Below are 14744 nucleotides of genomic sequence, written 5' to 3'. Positions count from 1 at the left end.
GGCAGGACGACGTTGGCGATGATGTCGATGGCGAGGGGGTCGGCAGCGGTTCGGTTGACGCCACGGGCGCGGCCGATCGCCTGCATCAACTCGCCCTCGCAAATCTGCCAGCGGCAGGCGTCCGCCACGGGATCGGGGTGGGTCTCGCACTCCATCCCGGCAACCGAACCATCACGGGTACGCAGTCCCCGAACCGGCTTCGGATACCAGGGTTCGGCCTTCTCGATGTCCCGGCCGGTGATCGCGCCGGCCAGGGCTTCGACGGCAACAGGAGAGGGCAGAGTGCGACCGACGACGATCAGCCCACGCACGTTGCGGTACTGGTCTAGGCCGGCGACGTTGTTGAAGTGCTCGGTGCTGATGCCGGTCGGAAGACCGCTCGACCGCAGCCATTCCGCGACGGCCTTCTGCGCGATCACGAGAACCGGGGCGCGCCCCAGGTCTAGGAACCGGCGCAGGATTTCGCGCCGCACGGCCCGCAGGTTCCGGTTGGCGGTCCCGTCCTCATCCGGCTTGAGCTTGTTGGCCGAGGTCGGCGCGTCGGTGACGTAGCGGACGCGGGCGTGGGGCATGGCGGCTTCGATCGCGGGTGCTGGCTGAACCTGCGGGTAGAACGCCTGTAGGATTTCGAGGCTGGGCAGCGTCGCATCGAGGATCAGCGTCGGGCGGTGCCAGTGCTTTGGGATGCTCTTGAGACTGCGGGCCTTGGCGACCAGCACGCGGCCGTCCTCGTCGTCGCGGGTGTCGATGTAGAGCCGGCCGGAAACCTCGATCGTCTCATCGTAGAGAACGCCACGGGCGGCGATCCAAAGGCCGATGAAGGCTTGCGCGTGCCGAGCTTGCTCGGCTGCTCTAGCGGCAACCCGGCGCTCGGGCCGGGACATGCCGGGATAGATCGCAACCTTGTCCTTGAGCTTCCATTCGGCCGAGATGGCGGCGGTGCAGCGGTCAACGTCCAGGCCCTCGGCCACGAGGTCGGCGCGGCGCACGCCGCCTGGCTGTCCCTGCCGTTTTAGGGCCCGAGCGAGTTCGGCGCGGTAGACCTCGACATCGTTCGCCAGGTAGTCCTGCGCGGACCCCTTCGACCCCACCGCCGATCCGATCTCATCGAGGGTAAGTCCGCGCTTCGGGATGCGAATGCCGGTCTGCCAGAACCCTTCGTCCACGATCACGAACTCGACCTTGCCGAGGGCCGTGCCGGCGCTGAAGAGGAGTTGGTGCGCGACGATCCAGACCTCGGGCTGGGTCGTGACCTGGGCCTGATAGGAGCACGTCCCGTAGAACTGGCACCGCGCTTCGGTGCCGTTCTCCAGCTTCGCCTTGCAGCACATCTTCGAGACGGACGAGCCGCCGCCCAAGCTCAAGGCGATGCTGACGGCCTCTAGGTCGTCGCACATTTGCTCGCCCGGCCGGCTGGGATCATCGGCCTGCCGACCACGGAACACGCGGGCGAGGACACCCTGCTCGGCAAACTGCGCCTCGATCTCGTCGCCGAGCCGGTGCGTCGGGACCGCGTACAGGATCGGCTTGGCCGGACTGCCGCTGTCGCGCCGGCCGATGACGTACTCGGCGACGGCGCTGGCCGTGGCGCGGGTCTTTCCAACGCCTGTTGTGACGGCGAGGGCCTGAACCGGGGGCTCTGCGTCGGGGTCGCCTGCGAGCCGGAACGCTTCGGCGGTCTCGATGAAGTGCTGCACGCCCTCCTGAACGGCGCGTCGCGCCTCCTCGATGGGGCTTGATCCATCGGCGTAGGCCGGGCTCGCGGCGGCCTCCTGGATCTCATCGGCTATCGCCTCGACCTTCGCCCAGGATCGTTCGATTTCGCGCGCAAGGCGGTCGTAAGGCTCAAGGTACTTGCCGCCACACCCTTCCGGGTATTGGCGCATCACGGCTTCAAGATCGTCCGGTGTCAGCCCGTCTTTGAAGGCAGCGGCAACGGCGGCGTAGAATCGGGTCGATCGATCCCCGCCGGTTTCGGAAACCAGATCCTCGACACGCGGACTGGTGATCCCGCTGTCGCCGGCCGGGCGGTCCCTGCGTTCGGCCTGCGGCTTGGCCTTGGCGGGGAAGGCCGCCCGAAGCTCGTCGGCGGTCCAGATCCTACCTTCCAGGCTGATGATGCTGGTTGGGACTGTCGTGCGGCCTCGGGCGAGCTTGAGCCGCCCCGGATAGTTCGGGGTGCCGGGGATGCGATAAGGTTGCGTGACGACGCCCGACGCGGAGTCGGCGCCGCCCTGCGCCCGGACCGCGGCGCCAAGCTCCTGGGCCTGCTGCGCACCTAAAGGGCGGTCCAGCAAGAGCCAGTGGTGAGCGTTGCCGGGGCTGGTCTCGATGACGAACGACGGCTCGACGCTGAGTCGCCCGGCCTTGCCCTTGTCGGCGTCCGCATCGTTCACGAGGCCGAACACGCCCACGGTGTCGGCGATGCCGCCCCGCTTGCCGCGCTTGACGCCGCTCTGAACGGTGCGCGCCTCGACGTAGACGTTGTGCCCGCTCTCGGCCTGTCGGATGGCCTCGTTGACCATGTAGTTCACCTCCCCGATCTTGAACGGGAAGGTCAGGGTCGCTTCGCTGGTCGGATGGATGGCGACAAGCTGCATCAGGCCGGGGTCGCGGAAGTCCGCGAAGGCTGCCGCGACGTGTGAGTGCAAGCGCTCCGCGAAGGCGCGAACGGTGCTGGGATCAACTGCCGGTGCTGTGCCCTCGCTCATGCCGCATCCGGTCCCTCGGATGAGAGGGGGAGCGACCATTCCTTCGTGATCGGCTCGGGTTCGATGGTGACCGGCGAGGGGATGCCCTCGATCCGGCACACCCTCGCTGCGACGTTCAGGGCAACCCGCTTGTCGCGGTAGGTGCCGAGGCGCTGGTTCCGCTTGCCCTTTCTGATGAGAAGAACCGTCCAGGCGCCGAAGTTCGGGAAGACGCGGACGAGGCGAACGGGAGCGAACGGGACGATCTGGCCCATGCCTAGACCTCCTGCTCGCCGCGCGCCCGGCGGCTCTCGTTGATGAGCCCAAGGCGCCGGCTGGCGTACCAGTCGCTATTCTCAAAGGGCTCGCCCGAGCGCAGGCAGCGTTCGGTCAGGACCATGCGAAAGCCGTCGCTCAGGCGAACGATGGTGATGAACTCGGGCGGGTAGGAATCGCGCTTGGGGAGGTCGCCGAGGCGGCTACGCCGGACGCGGAACTGGCGCAGGCTGTTGTCCAGCGCCCATTCTCGATCGTCGCCGAAAAGCTGGTGAAACGCCTTCATGGCTTGCGCCCTCCCTGGCGAGAGGGGGCAGTCAGTTCCGATAGCAGTTCGGCGGCCGTGCCGATGCAGGCGGCGGCAGATCGCACGCTGTAGGCGAGGCCGCGCAGGTCCCGCATCTCCGCGAACCGCCCGGCGGTGTCGGCATAGTTCGCAGCGGCATGCATGGCCTCGCCGATCGCGTCGGCAATCGGGCCGTTCAGGTCAGGAGTGCGAGGCGCAGGGGTGCGCGCGTCGGGTGAGACGTATGGGGCGCCGGTCAAACCCGGCGCTCCAGCTTCTCGCTGATGCCGTAGGCCAGCCGGCCGATTTCGGCCGATGTTTCTGGGCTGAACTGAAAACGGGACTGCACCCGGCGGGCACGAAGCTCGTCGGGCTGCGGGCCGTCGTGGGACGGCATGGGGGTGAGGGATTTGTGTTGCCGCGCGGGCTGCGGTCGCATATATACGGGGTGCATTGTTCTGAGATCCTTGAGCCCCGCCCGAGTGCCACCTCGGCGGGGTTTCTCATGTCCGGTTGGGACTGAGACACGGATGGGAGCCGGCGGGCCGAGGCTCGCCAGCGGCGAGTTAGGCGGCGACGCCTTCCTCGATGTCCAAGAGCTTCCGCGCGACACCATTCGGGATCACGAGACGGCGCTGTCCGATGCGCTTCGCCTCGATCTCGCCCCGCGAAATCATGTCGTAGATCAGCGAGGGGGAGACCCCCATCGCCTTTGCGAGCGGCCGAGCCTTCGCAGGCAGTCCAGCCTCAACGTCCTTCCGAATGCTCATTGGGCGCAGCCTCCGACGTCTTGAAATTCAATACGATTGGAAGTTAGCACCTAGACATGGCGGGCGCAAGCGTCGTATTGGAATTCAAGACGAACGCAGACAGCGCGACGGACAAGGCGGACGGCTCATGGCAAAAAAGTCAAAAGTGGCCGAGGTCCCGCGGGAAGGCGTGAATACGCGCATCACCAAGGATCTAAGGGAAAAGCTGGATGCAGCAGCTGAAGCTGGAGGGCGATCTGTTGGGAGCGAGATTGAGCGGCGTCTAGAGCGTTCTTTCAAGTTCAAGGAAGAACTTCTAGCGTTGCTTGAAGACGAAAGAACTTTTCATGCAGTGGCGGCCATAGCCCTGACTTGGATGGAAATTGAGACCATCACCGGCCGCAAATGGTACGATAGTCATAAGACACTTATCGCGGCCCAAGCTGCCGCGGGTAGTGTCGTTGGAAGCATTCGAGGAGCGGACGGCAGTACAGCTAGCAAGGCAGCGGATGGCCCTGAATTGAGCGAGGAGATCGTCAGCCAATTGCGGCTTTTGGGAATGCTTAACTTTGAAAAGGTGCGTAGGCGCACCAAGAAAGAAGATTCTATATCGACGATAGACGAGGCTGCGATCCTGCTCGGATCGACTCTGTTTGATGGAGAAACCATTCAGAGCGTCGGCGTTTCCAAGAAATCTTAGTACGTAATGGGTTCTATGAACACATCGGACAAATAGAGCAACTCTCCCGTCTTACATTAATCACCGCCCCTGCTACTTTTAACAGTAGCGAAAGGGGGCCGCGATGCGACCGCTGGTCTATTCAGACACCATCACCATCCGCACTGACGCGGATCTGCGCGCTGCCATTGCTGCAGCTGCGGAGCGCGAAGGCGCCTCGGCGTCAGATTGGGTGCGCCGGGCTCTAGCCTCGGTGACTTCTGGCTCGATGCCCTCGGCATCATCTGCGCGACGCCATCACCAGCCCGCACAGGCAGCTCGCTGATGGATACCATCGCGACCGTCGTGTCCGGCGACACGCTTCCCCCTCTTGGCCTTCTTGATGAAGCGAAGGCCGCGCGCCTCGACCTTGCGGTGGAACGCCTGCGTGAGGTCCAGGCTCTCGCCGGGGTCTACGCTGCGATGATCGAGGGCCATGCCTTCACCGTCGATGATCTGCTGGGCGCCGATGCCGCTTTCACCGCCTCAACGCGACGGGCGGGCGAGGCCCTGTTCACGCTTGGGGCCTCTCTCGGTTGCGAAGGAATTGCGTGATGACTGCTGGTTTTGGTTTCGGCCCTTTGCCCCGTCCTCGCCAGCAAGAGCCGGTCGATCTCTCGCCTGAAGAACTCGCTCGGATGTTCAATCCTCAGCGCTTGGCTGGCACGGGAGCGAGCATGACGCTCAACGGTACGGGCGATCTGCCTGCTGGCATCGCGGAGGGCATGAACGCCGGTGGCGGGGTCGCCGCGTTCAGCGGGCTTCCTCCTATTATGCCGCAGGAGATGGCGCCCCCTGGCTTCGATCAGCGGTTCGGTACCGCTCCTCCGGGTCAGGGGTTTGGCTTGCCGGACGGCGCCGTTGATGCCCTGCGCGCCGGTCTCTCTCCGCAGGGTCAGCCGTCGCCCGTGAGCGTGCCTCTACCCCCAGAGCGACCTTCGGCTGCGAGCCTGGGTCCGCTAAGCCTGGGTCCGCTGCCGCCTGCCTCGCCGACATTGTCGCGGCAGCGGAGCAGCGACAGTGCCTTGGGACCGACCCCGCCGCAGTCTGGCAGCCCCGGCCTTATTGGTTCGCCTCTACCGCCTCCTCGCCCCGCCGAGTTCGGCCCATCGGCTACGGCTATTCCTGAGGCCGATCTGCCGGCCGCGAATGCCGTCGCAGTCCAGGCGCAGGCCCCGGCTCCTGATGTGGGTGGCGGCTTCGGCGAGGCTCTATCGCGCTTTCGATCGAACGGTGGGTTCGACCTCCTCGGCAACATCGGCATGGGCTTGGTGACGACGCGCGGCGTCGCCCCTGGCATCGCTGCCGGGCTTCAACTGAACCAGAAGCAGGAGGCCACCCGCGTTGCGACTGACCTCGCCCGCGCAGAGTATGGGTTAAAGGCCGGTAAGTTAGCGCGAGAAACGCGAGGCGAGACCGCAACGAAGGCTTGGCTTCTGAGCAAGGGCATGGACGCGAACCTCGCGGACGCAGCGATGTCGAACCCCACTGTCCTCGGTAGCGTCATGGGGCAGATCAACAAGGACCCGTCGCGGGTCACGATCGGCGGCAACATCTACGAACTGAAGCCAGGCGAGCGGCCTGGCGCATCCAACCTCTTGGGTTCGGCTGAGGCGTCGCCAGACCAGATCCGGGCGAGGGCACAGGCCAGCGCTGAAGGGTCCGCTGCCGGCAAGCCCGACGAGCCGTTCAATCTCAGCGCTGGTCAGACCCGCTACAGCGCGGACGGGAAGCCTATCGTCTCGGCAGGCACCTCCTCCTCGGACATCTTCGACCGGGAGACCAAGCTGCGCGGCGAGTTCACGAAGCAGCTGGGCACCTTCCAGGACGTGCACGACGGCTACGGGCGGGTGATCGCAGCGACGGAGCAGCGCCAGGTCAACCCGAACGCCAAGTCGCCGGCCGCCGATATCGGCCTGATCTTCGGTTACATGAAGATGCTGGACCCCGGCTCGGTGGTTCGCGAAGGCGAGTATGCGACGGCTCAGAACGCCGCCAGCGTGCCTGAGCGAGTGCGGAACGCCTACAACAAGGCGATGTCGGGCGAGTTCCTGACCCCCGAGCAGCGTCAAGGCTTCATCGAGCAGGCCGAAAGCCTCTACGGCAAGGCTCGTGGTGGGGCAGAGGGCGTCGCGGAGCGGTATCGCGGGATCGCCACGCAGTACGGGGTCGATCCGGGCCGGTCGGTCTACCTGCCCGATCCGTACAAGGCGCCGAAGGTCGGCGCGAGCCGCACGAGGGCGCCCGAGGTCGGCGCCCCCTTGGACATCGGCGGCACTCGCGACGCGGGCGGCGGCATCACCATCAAGCGGGTGCGATAGATGGCAACCTTCAGCATCTCTGGCCCTGGTGGCGAGGAATACGAGATCACCGCGCCGGACGAGGCGTCGGCCCTGAGGGCCTATCACGGGATGTCGGCCCAGCAGGTTGCGGCTCCTACGACCGAGGCGCCCAACATGGCTGCGGACATAGCGAAGACCGTCGCGCCGGGGCTGGCGCGTGGCGTGGCCGGGACCATCGGGTTGCCGAATACGATCTTGGGCGCGGTGGAAGGCGGGCTAGGGTGGGTGGCCAAGCAAGCAGTTCGCGCCACTGGCCGCACCCCGGCAAGCGAGATGCCGGGCGGCGATACGCGCTCCTCCATCGCCTCGGGCTTTCCTTCGCAGGAACAGATCCTCAAGCCCGTCGAGGCTGTGACGGGTCCGCTCTACCGGCCGAAGACCATCGGCGGCGAGGTCGTAAACACCTTGGCCGAGTTCGCGCCTAACGCGCTGTTCGGTGGTGGCTCGGCGGCGCAGCGGCTCGGGCAGGTCGTGGCCCCGGCCCTGGTCTCAGAGGGGGCCGGACAGGTGGCGCGCGTCGCCGCTCCAGAGGCCGAATCCTACGCGCGGTTCGGTGGCGCTCTGGTGGGTGGTGTTGGCGCTGCGGTGGCGCAGGCTCCGAAGGGTGGCGCCGCCCTGATGCGCGAGGGCTTACAGGGCATCTCGCCCGATGAGCTTGCGGCGGCTCAGGCCCTCCGCACGGAATCCCGATCCCTTCCCGGTGGTGGTGTTGAACTACCCCTGGATGAGGCTCTGAACCGGGTCACGGATGGGAAGGCAACCCGCCTCTCTCAGATCAGCCGCGTTGTCGCCCATTCTGGTGGCGAGGGCGCCGATGTGCTGGCCAGCCTCTATGCGCAGCGGCCGGCGCAGATCGACCGGGCGGCGCGCGGCACCTTCGACCTGTTCGGACCGGTGCCCCGCTCGCCCTCGGCTCTCGGTCTCGATGTGCAGGACGCAGCGCAGGCAGGCTTGCGACAGACCCCCGAGGGCATGGCGCTGACCCAGGCCATTGCGGGCGCTGGCCCTCGAACCACGGCGGACCAGGCAGGCCAGGTGATCCAGCCAGCGCTACGGGCAACGGCGGACCTCCGCGAGGCTGTGCGAGCCGGACAGGCAGCACGGGACTACAGCCGAGCGCGGCAGGCTCCTGAGACGGTGGGCATCGAGCGCAACATCACGGTGGAGCGCCCCGGCGAGCCCGTAGTGACACAGCCGACGTTCTCCCGGCCCGAGTTCACGGAATACGCGCCACGGCCCCTGGAGCCTTACCGGGCCGGATCGGTGGATGTAGCTGACGGACCGGGGGAAAGCCTCGCCCGGTTCATCGCGAAGAACGGCGGGCTGCGTCTCGATGGTGATGCAGCAGCGACGGATCTGCATCGCTTCGTGGTGCCCGGCGTCGGCAAGGTAGCCCGCGAGGACGGCAAGAGCCTCGACAGCTTCTGGCGAGAGCGCCTGATCGAGGAGGGCTACTTCCGCCGGGATGCCGATGGCGGGGCGGCTCGGGACATCTCATCCGAACTCCTGCGCAAGCTCCAGAACGAACAGCGTGGGTTCCCCTCCTACGCCCTGGATGCCACCGGGAAGCCCAAGGGGCGCCGTGGAGCGGCTAAGGACGCAGACGAGTACGACGCGGCGCTCTCGGTCGTGGAAAGCCGTCTTGATGGCGATCTGCGCCAGGTCGGCGTCGATCCTGCGAGCCTGCATCCTGACATCCGCAAGCGCACGCTGGGCGCCCTGATGCGCGGCGAGGACAGCGACCCGTTGCAGGCATACGAGCGCACCGTCTCGGCGATGAAGGGGCCGCTCGACCCCTACGTGAAGTCCACGGTCGTGACGGAGCAGATCCCCGACGTGCGGTTCGGGCAGGTGAACCCGACGCCCGCCCTTGATGCGATCGGCAAGCAGGCCCGCTTCGCCAAGGGTGACGTGCAATCGGCCCTCGGGTCCGCCCGCCGCGATCTCTACGAGCCCGGCGGCAAGGAAATGGACCTGTCGGTGCAGGGTCTCCTGAAGGCCCGTGAGCGCTTGGACTACCAGATCAGGGCAGCATCCGAGGCTGGTGACGGCACGAAGGCGCGCGATCTCGCGATCACCCGCGATGCCCTTGACCGGCAGTTGAAGGCGGTCCCCGAGGTCGCCACGGCCGACGCCAACTTCGCGGCCAACTCCCGCGCCCTGGAGCCGTTCACGGGCAATCGGCCTCTGGCACAGGCGGCTCGCCGCGACGATACGGGATGGATGGCGACCCCAGCCGAGCAGGTGCCGGCGATGCTCGGCGGGGCTACGGCCACACGCGAATTGATGGCGAACGCCAGCCCAGCGGCCCGCCAGGCGCAGGAGCGGTACTGGACGACGCGGCTCCTTGAGGGCGCCACGGATGCGCAGGGCAACCTCGACGGCGACAAGCTCGCTCTGGCGATGCGCGAGAACTCCGATGTGCTGGCGCAGATGCCGGACGTGACCCAACGGCTGCAATCGGTAGTCCAGGCTCGCTTCGGTCTCTCCCGGCCAGAAGCCTCGCCCCTTGGGCAGGTAGCCCGTACCAGCGACACGCGCCAGGCGACCGAGGCGCTGTTCCCGGCCCGCCCCTTGGTGGGCAGTCAGGACGAGCTAGGCGCGGCGATGGGGGTGGTGACGCGCAACAGCCCTCAGGCTGCGCAGGGCATCACTCGGCAGTTCCTTGAGGGGATCTTCAACGACGCGACGCAGGAGACCAGGGGACTCGCTCGCCAGTACGGCGGGGCCGGGTTCGCCTCTCGGGTACGCGGCACGCCTCAGCTGCGGCAGAACCTCGAGGCTTCGGTCGGGACCCTGCCGGAAGGGGCAGCGAAGAACACCGCCATGGATCGGCTGCTGACCGCGCTGGAAGCGACCGGCTACCGGCCGCAGAAAGGCTCCGACACGGCGTTCAATACCGAGATCCGCAAGACCCTGGCGAACGGCACGAGCCCGCTGCCGGCGGCGATCATGGACGCGACGACGAGCGCCGGCATGGGTGCGGCGGCGGCCGGAACCGGTGGGGCGCTGAGTGCCGCTCTGCTGGGTCTGCGGCGCGGCGCCAACGAGGGCCTAACGCGAATGCGGGTGAACCGAGGCGGGTCCGACTTCGCGCGGATGCTGCTGGATCGTTCCACCACGGCCGACGATCTGCGGGCCTTCCTGCAAGGCCCCGGCGCTACGGACGCGCAACGCCTCCTGATCCGGCTCCTGGGCAACTCCGGGTCCAGTGCTGCGTCGGGCAACGCGCCGAACCGTTCGGGTCGCTAGGCTTAACAGGGCGCTGATGATTCCGGTGAGGAGGGCGGTCAGAAGGAAGGCTGTAACTACAAGCCAGAGAACCGCCTGCGGAGCTGGTAAGGGCGGGGGAACAGGCTCGGCCCTTCCTAGCATCACCCAGACAAGAGACAGGAAAACTGCGCCTTGCGCGACGATCCACGCGAGGCGCACTGCCCAATGGGTGGGCACCTTGAGAAGCGGGGGCTGGGGCTTGGGGCGCCGCAGCCACCTTGGATTATCGGGGTCGTTGTCCACCGGCCGCAGCATGGTCCCAAGATGGCGCGACGAAGCGGCTGGTGCAATCAGGTCTGAGCCTGACGCGGTTCAACCCAGAAGCTTCGACACCAGAGCGCCGAGCCACAGCAGTGCGATCACGATCAGTATCGCCCAAACGGCAGCCATGATCGCGGCGGCCCCGATGCCCGAGAAGGCCGAGTGCCAATGTGGTGGGCCTTTGACCACGTGTGGGATGATTTTCGGCTTGTCACGCATGGCATGCCCGCCTGTGCTTGCCATCCAGTAAGGGCGCGCACGGCGCGAACCACTCACCGACGACAATCCGAAGCAGTATCACGAATGGCTGCGCAGGTCCTGCTTGTCTGAAGCGGATCGGAGAACTGCGCGGCGACGGCGCCTTCAATCAATCGCCAAAGATCGTTCAGGGGGCCGCTGGTGCTTTCGCGGGGGGTATCACCTCCACAGGGAAGGATCCCTGGCCAGCAGCCGCCTGAACGCCCAGCCGGATGCTTTAGGCCGGCACAGGACGTCGGGCTTGTCTCCAGGCTTTCACGGCTTTCTGTCGAGTGTCGAAGGCTCGACGCATAGCCGTCTCGGGCTCGCCTCGTGCCTGCGGCAGGTGTCCATAAAGCAGTACGCCATCCATACCGAAGGAGCGAACGACCTCAGTGCGCCACCGTCGATCGGCATTTGTGAAGGAGTGCTCGGTTTCGCACAGAGCGCTATCAGCCATGGGGGTCCTTCTCTGTGTCACCGTTCGACAAGAGAGGAACGTGCCAAGCCGGGGGCTAACGCAGCGGTAGATCCATTCGCTGGTCTCGGGAAGGCCTGTGTTGGGGCCAACCGGACGAAGAACGTCCCCTTAGTCCCGCCCTGTTTGTAGCTGATCCTAGACGAACAGTAGCGATCGGGGACGTCCTCCGCTCCCGCCTGATGGAGGGAGCGACGCGCTTGATCAACGTCTTAGCGGCAATCATATCGGTCTTCGTCGTTTTGACGACCGGCGCTCTGCTGAAGGTAGCCCTTCTGCCATTCCGATTTGTTCGAAGCCTTTTTCGACGTCGACCTGCAGCAGCCTAGCCAGCACTCACTCGACGTCTTCGCGGCCGATCATTGCGATGGTGGCCGCGAGGCGCTGCTTATCCAGGGGGCGGGGCTTTGCCCGCGAGGCCTCGACCCTCGGCTTTGCTTCAATACGAGAAGCCATTACGGCCCGCTGGAGCTGGGCGCGCGCGGAAGCATCGGCCAGGACGAACAGCCCGGCCACGACGCATCCGGAGAGGCACGCGCTGACGATGATGGCTGATATCCTGGGCATGTACGCGGTCCTGACGACGGCCAGAGTGTAGCAGTCGAGGACAGCCGCTGATGCAGCAGGAATACCACGGGGTAAGAATCGCTTCGCCTTATCCCCGGCTCAGCCGTCCGCACGTCGCACACTCTGCGTCTGTTCTGCCTGCCGAAGGGTATCGGAGAGCGCGCTACCGATGAGCAAGACCTCGCTGTTCCGGTAACCCCTTGACCGATTCCGCTGACGAATTCGTCCCCAGAATTAACAACCTATCTGTGGGGTGCAGCGCTTTGCACCCTATGCCTTGGGTTGACGCCTCCTTCATCGGCTCGCTGGTTTGAGTCGGCGCGGTCCGCTGCTCCTCAAGCGTGAAGCCCCCCCGCTTGAGCGTACCGCCCCGTTTGATCCACGCCTGCCATTCGCGGCTGATGATGCGCAGGACGTTAGGGTCGTTCTTCCGCCCCACGTTGCGCCGCTCCTGCACCGTGATGAGTCCGTCCCCCTCGGCGAGGCGGATCGCCATCTGTGCCAAGCGGCGTGAGACGCCGGCCCGCGCTGCGATGGCATCGACGCAGAGGAGGCATTTGGTTTTTGCTGCGACCTCATCGGCCACGATGCGGAGGACGGCCCGCTGCCCTTCTGTAAAGCGGGCAGCCAGGGCTGGTGGCAGGGGACCGGAACAGGAAAGCAGACGCCGCCGGTCCCGTGAAGCGATGCGGTCAGGTGAGACCGGGACCCGCCGGGGCGGGAACACGCTCCTGCGGATCGCAAGGCCAAGGACCGGCCGAACGGCCTCCCTGATCGCGCTACGACGGCCGTGGAGCCGTTCGGCGAGTTCCTGGGTCTCCTCGTCGGTCAAAACACCTGACGCGTGTCCCTGCCAAAGCTGGCGGCCTGCCTCGTCCATCTGCGCAGACGTCCGCGCAGCCTCGATCACGGCCTGCATGGCGGCGTGAAACATCGGTCCCGGTCCCTATTCGGGCCGCAGTCAGAACAAGGCACGACTTCTCGACGTGAGAATTGGCGTTCTCACTTGACACCCGAGGGCGCCGTATGGCTTTTGGGGGGTGGTTAGGTTCCTCCCAAGGCACCATTCGATTTCGCGGCCCTCCAGTTTGGCGACTGGGGGGCCGTAGTCGTTTCAGGGTCTATCTCGCGGCGATCTCTCCTGATGCCGGCTCACGACTCACCCGAGGGCGAGCGTAGCCAGACATGCCATCTCGCGTGGCGGACATGGTTAAGTCAACGGTAGCCCCGTCCCGATTTATCACTAGTAGGAAGGCTCGGCCGCCATGACGGATGACGACAGCGGTGCGCAGGACCGCCGCGAAACGAAAGCAGCTAGGCATCTGGAAAGGGCCCGCGCTGGCGGCGAGGCACGGGCGGATTACGATGCGACCCAGCAGGCGACCGAGGACAAGACGGTGCGTCTCAAGGCCCTTCGGCTCGCCAAGGAGAAAGCAGATCGAGCATAATGCGCACGATTTCAGGGCCGATTGCTTTCCTCGCAGCTTTTGCCGCTCAGAACGGTTGTGGATTCGCTCTGGAGGTCACTCGAAGCATCGACATAGAGGCACCGCCCGCTGCCGTTTGGGCGCTTATCGGTGATTTCTGCGCGATCGAGAAATGGCACCCTCTGGTCAAGCGCTGTACCATCTCGAACAGCAGGGACGATGATGAGGGCAAGCCTGTCGCGATCCGGCGCTTGGTGGCTGCCGGTGGTCTAGGAACCATCGTCGAAGTTCAGACGATGCGAGACGAGAAGGCGATGAGCTATAGCTACGCCTTTGTGGAAGGCCCGCTGCCTGTGAGCGCCTACAATGCGACGATATCTGTGAAGCCAAATGGTGCGAAGACGACCGTTGTCTGGACAGCGACATTCGACGCTGCAGGGATGACCGATGCCGAAGCGAAGGCTGACATTGAGGACGTTTATGAACAAGGGCTGGCCAGTATCGCAAAAGAGACTAGCCGCTAAAGTCATCCTTTCCATTTGTGAACTTGTCACAACAACGCCCCGAGGATTTCTCCTCAGGGCGTGCCTCGACGAAAGCGGCCAATTGATCGGGACTGGGGACGCTCAGGCCAAACCTAAATGTTCCGCAGGCCTCAGTACGAGCCGAACTTGTAGTTCACGCCGGCGCGGACGACGACGAACTCGTCGGAGCGGCGGTTGGTGTAGCCCGAAGTGGCGGTCGCGTAGTTGGTGTTGATCCCGTAGGTCTGGCCGGTGTTGTTCGAGTAAGCGAACACGCCGCTGTTGGCGTTGTCGCGGTCGAGGTTCACGTACAGACCTTCGACCTTGAGGGTCACGGCCGAGGACTTGAAGAAGTTCAGGAACGAGTCGGTGGGCAGGGCGTACTCAATGCCGCCGCCGGCCGTCCAGCCGGTGCGAAAATCGTTGCGGCTGCTGTTGGGCAGGCCGAAATCGGAACCACCGCCGCCGCCGTAGGCGAAGCCGCCGGTGCCGTACACCAGGGTGCGGTCGAAGGCGTAGCCGAGGCGGCCGCGCACGGTGCCAAAGTAGTCGAGGCCCGACAGGCCGTTCGGGTTGACGGGGGTCAGATCGGGGTTCAGCACGCCGACGATGTTGCCGTAGCGGTTACGGCTGTTGCCGAAGTCGACGTACTGGGCGTCGGCCTGAACTACAAGTTCACCTCCTACTAAGGTCTGGGCGACAATTCGGACCGGCCTAACCGCCGCCAGCCCGGCTCCGCTGGCGGCTTTCGTCGAGGCCCGCTCCTAGACACCATCCTCGAGGCTTTGGAGGGTCTGAACCCCCGCGGCATTGTCAGAGACACCCGCGGGCAGGCGGTAGCCCGCCTCCCAGACCGTGACTGACGCGACTACGGTGCTGGCCCTCACGCTCGGTCCGCTCCTGGTCGAGGCGCCCC

At 65.7% G+C, this 14744-nt stretch carries 15 protein-coding genes and 2 pseudogenes; 7 read left to right on the top strand and 10 right to left on the bottom strand.

Features of this window, described 5'->3' with window-relative positions:
- The 6 genes and pseudogenes from MKK58_RS00160 to MKK58_RS00135 form a co-directional block, all read right to left on the bottom strand.
- Positions 1-2711 (bottom strand): annotated as a pseudogene (locus tag MKK58_RS00160) (DNA-primase RepB domain-containing protein); the annotation flags it as partial.
- Positions 2708-2965, bottom strand: coding sequence for a hypothetical protein (locus tag MKK58_RS00155; RefSeq protein ID WP_243910206.1), 258 nt, complete (start codon positions 2963-2965; stop codon positions 2708-2710). The gene MKK58_RS00155 and the pseudogene MKK58_RS00160, both read right to left, overlap by 4 nt.
- Before the next feature lie 2 nt (positions 2966-2967).
- Entirely contained in the window at positions 2968-3252 is a 285-nt protein-coding gene (locus MKK58_RS00150; RefSeq protein ID WP_243910205.1) for a hypothetical protein, read from the bottom strand.
- A complete protein-coding gene (locus MKK58_RS00145) occupies positions 3249-3512 on the bottom strand; it encodes a hypothetical protein (protein WP_243910204.1) in 264 nt (87 codons plus the stop codon). Before MKK58_RS00145 ends, MKK58_RS00150 begins: the two co-directional genes overlap by 4 nt.
- Complete coding sequence (locus MKK58_RS00140) at positions 3509-3649, bottom strand: hypothetical protein (RefSeq protein ID WP_243910203.1); 141 nt, start codon at positions 3647-3649, stop codon at positions 3509-3511. Before MKK58_RS00140 ends, MKK58_RS00145 begins: the two co-directional genes overlap by 4 nt.
- Positions 3650-3818: 169 nt before the next feature.
- Positions 3819-4022, bottom strand: a complete 204-nt coding sequence (locus tag MKK58_RS00135; protein WP_243910202.1) for a helix-turn-helix domain-containing protein — start codon at positions 4020-4022, stop codon at positions 3819-3821.
- A 127-nt stretch (positions 4023-4149) separates the two neighbouring features.
- On the opposite strand from MKK58_RS00135, the gene MKK58_RS00130 reads away from it, so the two are divergent.
- The 5 genes from MKK58_RS00130 (at position 4150) to MKK58_RS00115 (ending at position 10313) form a co-directional block, all read left to right on the top strand.
- Complete coding sequence (locus tag MKK58_RS00130) at positions 4150-4701, top strand: Arc family DNA-binding protein (RefSeq protein WP_243910201.1); 552 nt, start codon at positions 4150-4152, stop codon at positions 4699-4701.
- Between the two features lie 103 nt (positions 4702-4804).
- Positions 4805-5005 carry a toxin-antitoxin system HicB family antitoxin gene (locus tag MKK58_RS27040; RefSeq protein ID WP_409565150.1) on the top strand — a complete coding sequence of 67 codons (201 nt, stop codon included), beginning with the start codon at positions 4805-4807 and terminating at the stop codon, positions 5003-5005.
- Complete coding sequence (locus tag MKK58_RS00125; protein ID WP_243910200.1) at positions 5005-5274, top strand: hypothetical protein; 270 nt, start codon at positions 5005-5007, stop codon at positions 5272-5274. Before MKK58_RS27040 ends, MKK58_RS00125 begins: the two co-directional genes overlap by 1 nt.
- The gene (locus MKK58_RS00120; RefSeq protein WP_243910199.1) at positions 5274-7040 is read left to right on the top strand and encodes a hypothetical protein; all 1767 of its coding nucleotides are present in this window, start codon (positions 5274-5276) and stop codon (positions 7038-7040) included. Before MKK58_RS00125 ends, MKK58_RS00120 begins: the two co-directional genes overlap by 1 nt.
- The gene (locus MKK58_RS00115) at positions 7041-10313 is read left to right on the top strand and encodes a hypothetical protein (RefSeq protein ID WP_243910198.1); all 3273 of its coding nucleotides are present in this window, start codon (positions 7041-7043) and stop codon (positions 10311-10313) included.
- 333 nt (positions 10314-10646) lie between these two features.
- On the opposite strand, the gene MKK58_RS00110 is transcribed toward MKK58_RS00115, so the two are convergent.
- From MKK58_RS00110 to MKK58_RS00100, 3 genes are all read right to left on the bottom strand, one after another.
- Positions 10647-10814 carry a hypothetical protein gene (locus MKK58_RS00110; RefSeq protein WP_243910197.1) on the bottom strand — a complete coding sequence of 56 codons (168 nt, stop codon included), beginning with the start codon at positions 10812-10814 and terminating at the stop codon, positions 10647-10649.
- An 832-nt stretch (positions 10815-11646) separates the two neighbouring features.
- Positions 11647-11877 carry a hypothetical protein gene (locus MKK58_RS00105; protein WP_243910196.1) on the bottom strand — a complete coding sequence of 77 codons (231 nt, stop codon included), beginning with the start codon at positions 11875-11877 and terminating at the stop codon, positions 11647-11649.
- 163 nt (positions 11878-12040) lie between these two features.
- Positions 12041-12811, bottom strand: coding sequence for a hypothetical protein (locus tag MKK58_RS00100; protein ID WP_243910195.1), 771 nt, complete (start codon positions 12809-12811; stop codon positions 12041-12043).
- Positions 12812-13142: 331 nt separating this feature from the next.
- On the opposite strand from MKK58_RS00100, the gene MKK58_RS00095 reads away from it, so the two are divergent.
- Together MKK58_RS00095 and MKK58_RS00090 are read left to right on the top strand one after the other, a co-directional pair.
- A complete protein-coding gene (locus MKK58_RS00095) occupies positions 13143-13325 on the top strand; it encodes a hypothetical protein (RefSeq protein ID WP_243910194.1) in 183 nt (60 codons plus the stop codon).
- Positions 13325-13828 (top strand): SRPBCC family protein, encoded by a 504-nt coding sequence (locus tag MKK58_RS00090; protein WP_243910193.1) that lies wholly within the window; start codon positions 13325-13327, stop codon positions 13826-13828. Before MKK58_RS00095 ends, MKK58_RS00090 begins: the two co-directional genes overlap by 1 nt.
- 131 nt (positions 13829-13959) lie before the next feature.
- Here the strand turns inward: MKK58_RS00090 and MKK58_RS00085 are convergent.
- Positions 13960-14496 (bottom strand): annotated as a pseudogene (locus MKK58_RS00085) (outer membrane protein); the annotation flags it as partial.
- Positions 14497-14744: the final 248 nt, after the last annotated feature.

The organism is Methylobacterium sp. J-078 (assembly GCF_022829285.1).
In the GTDB taxonomy this organism is placed as follows: domain Bacteria; phylum Pseudomonadota; class Alphaproteobacteria; order Rhizobiales; family Beijerinckiaceae; genus Methylobacterium.
The sequence above is the reverse complement of the archived record's forward strand: the minus strand, read 5'-3'. Positions and strand labels throughout refer to the sequence as shown.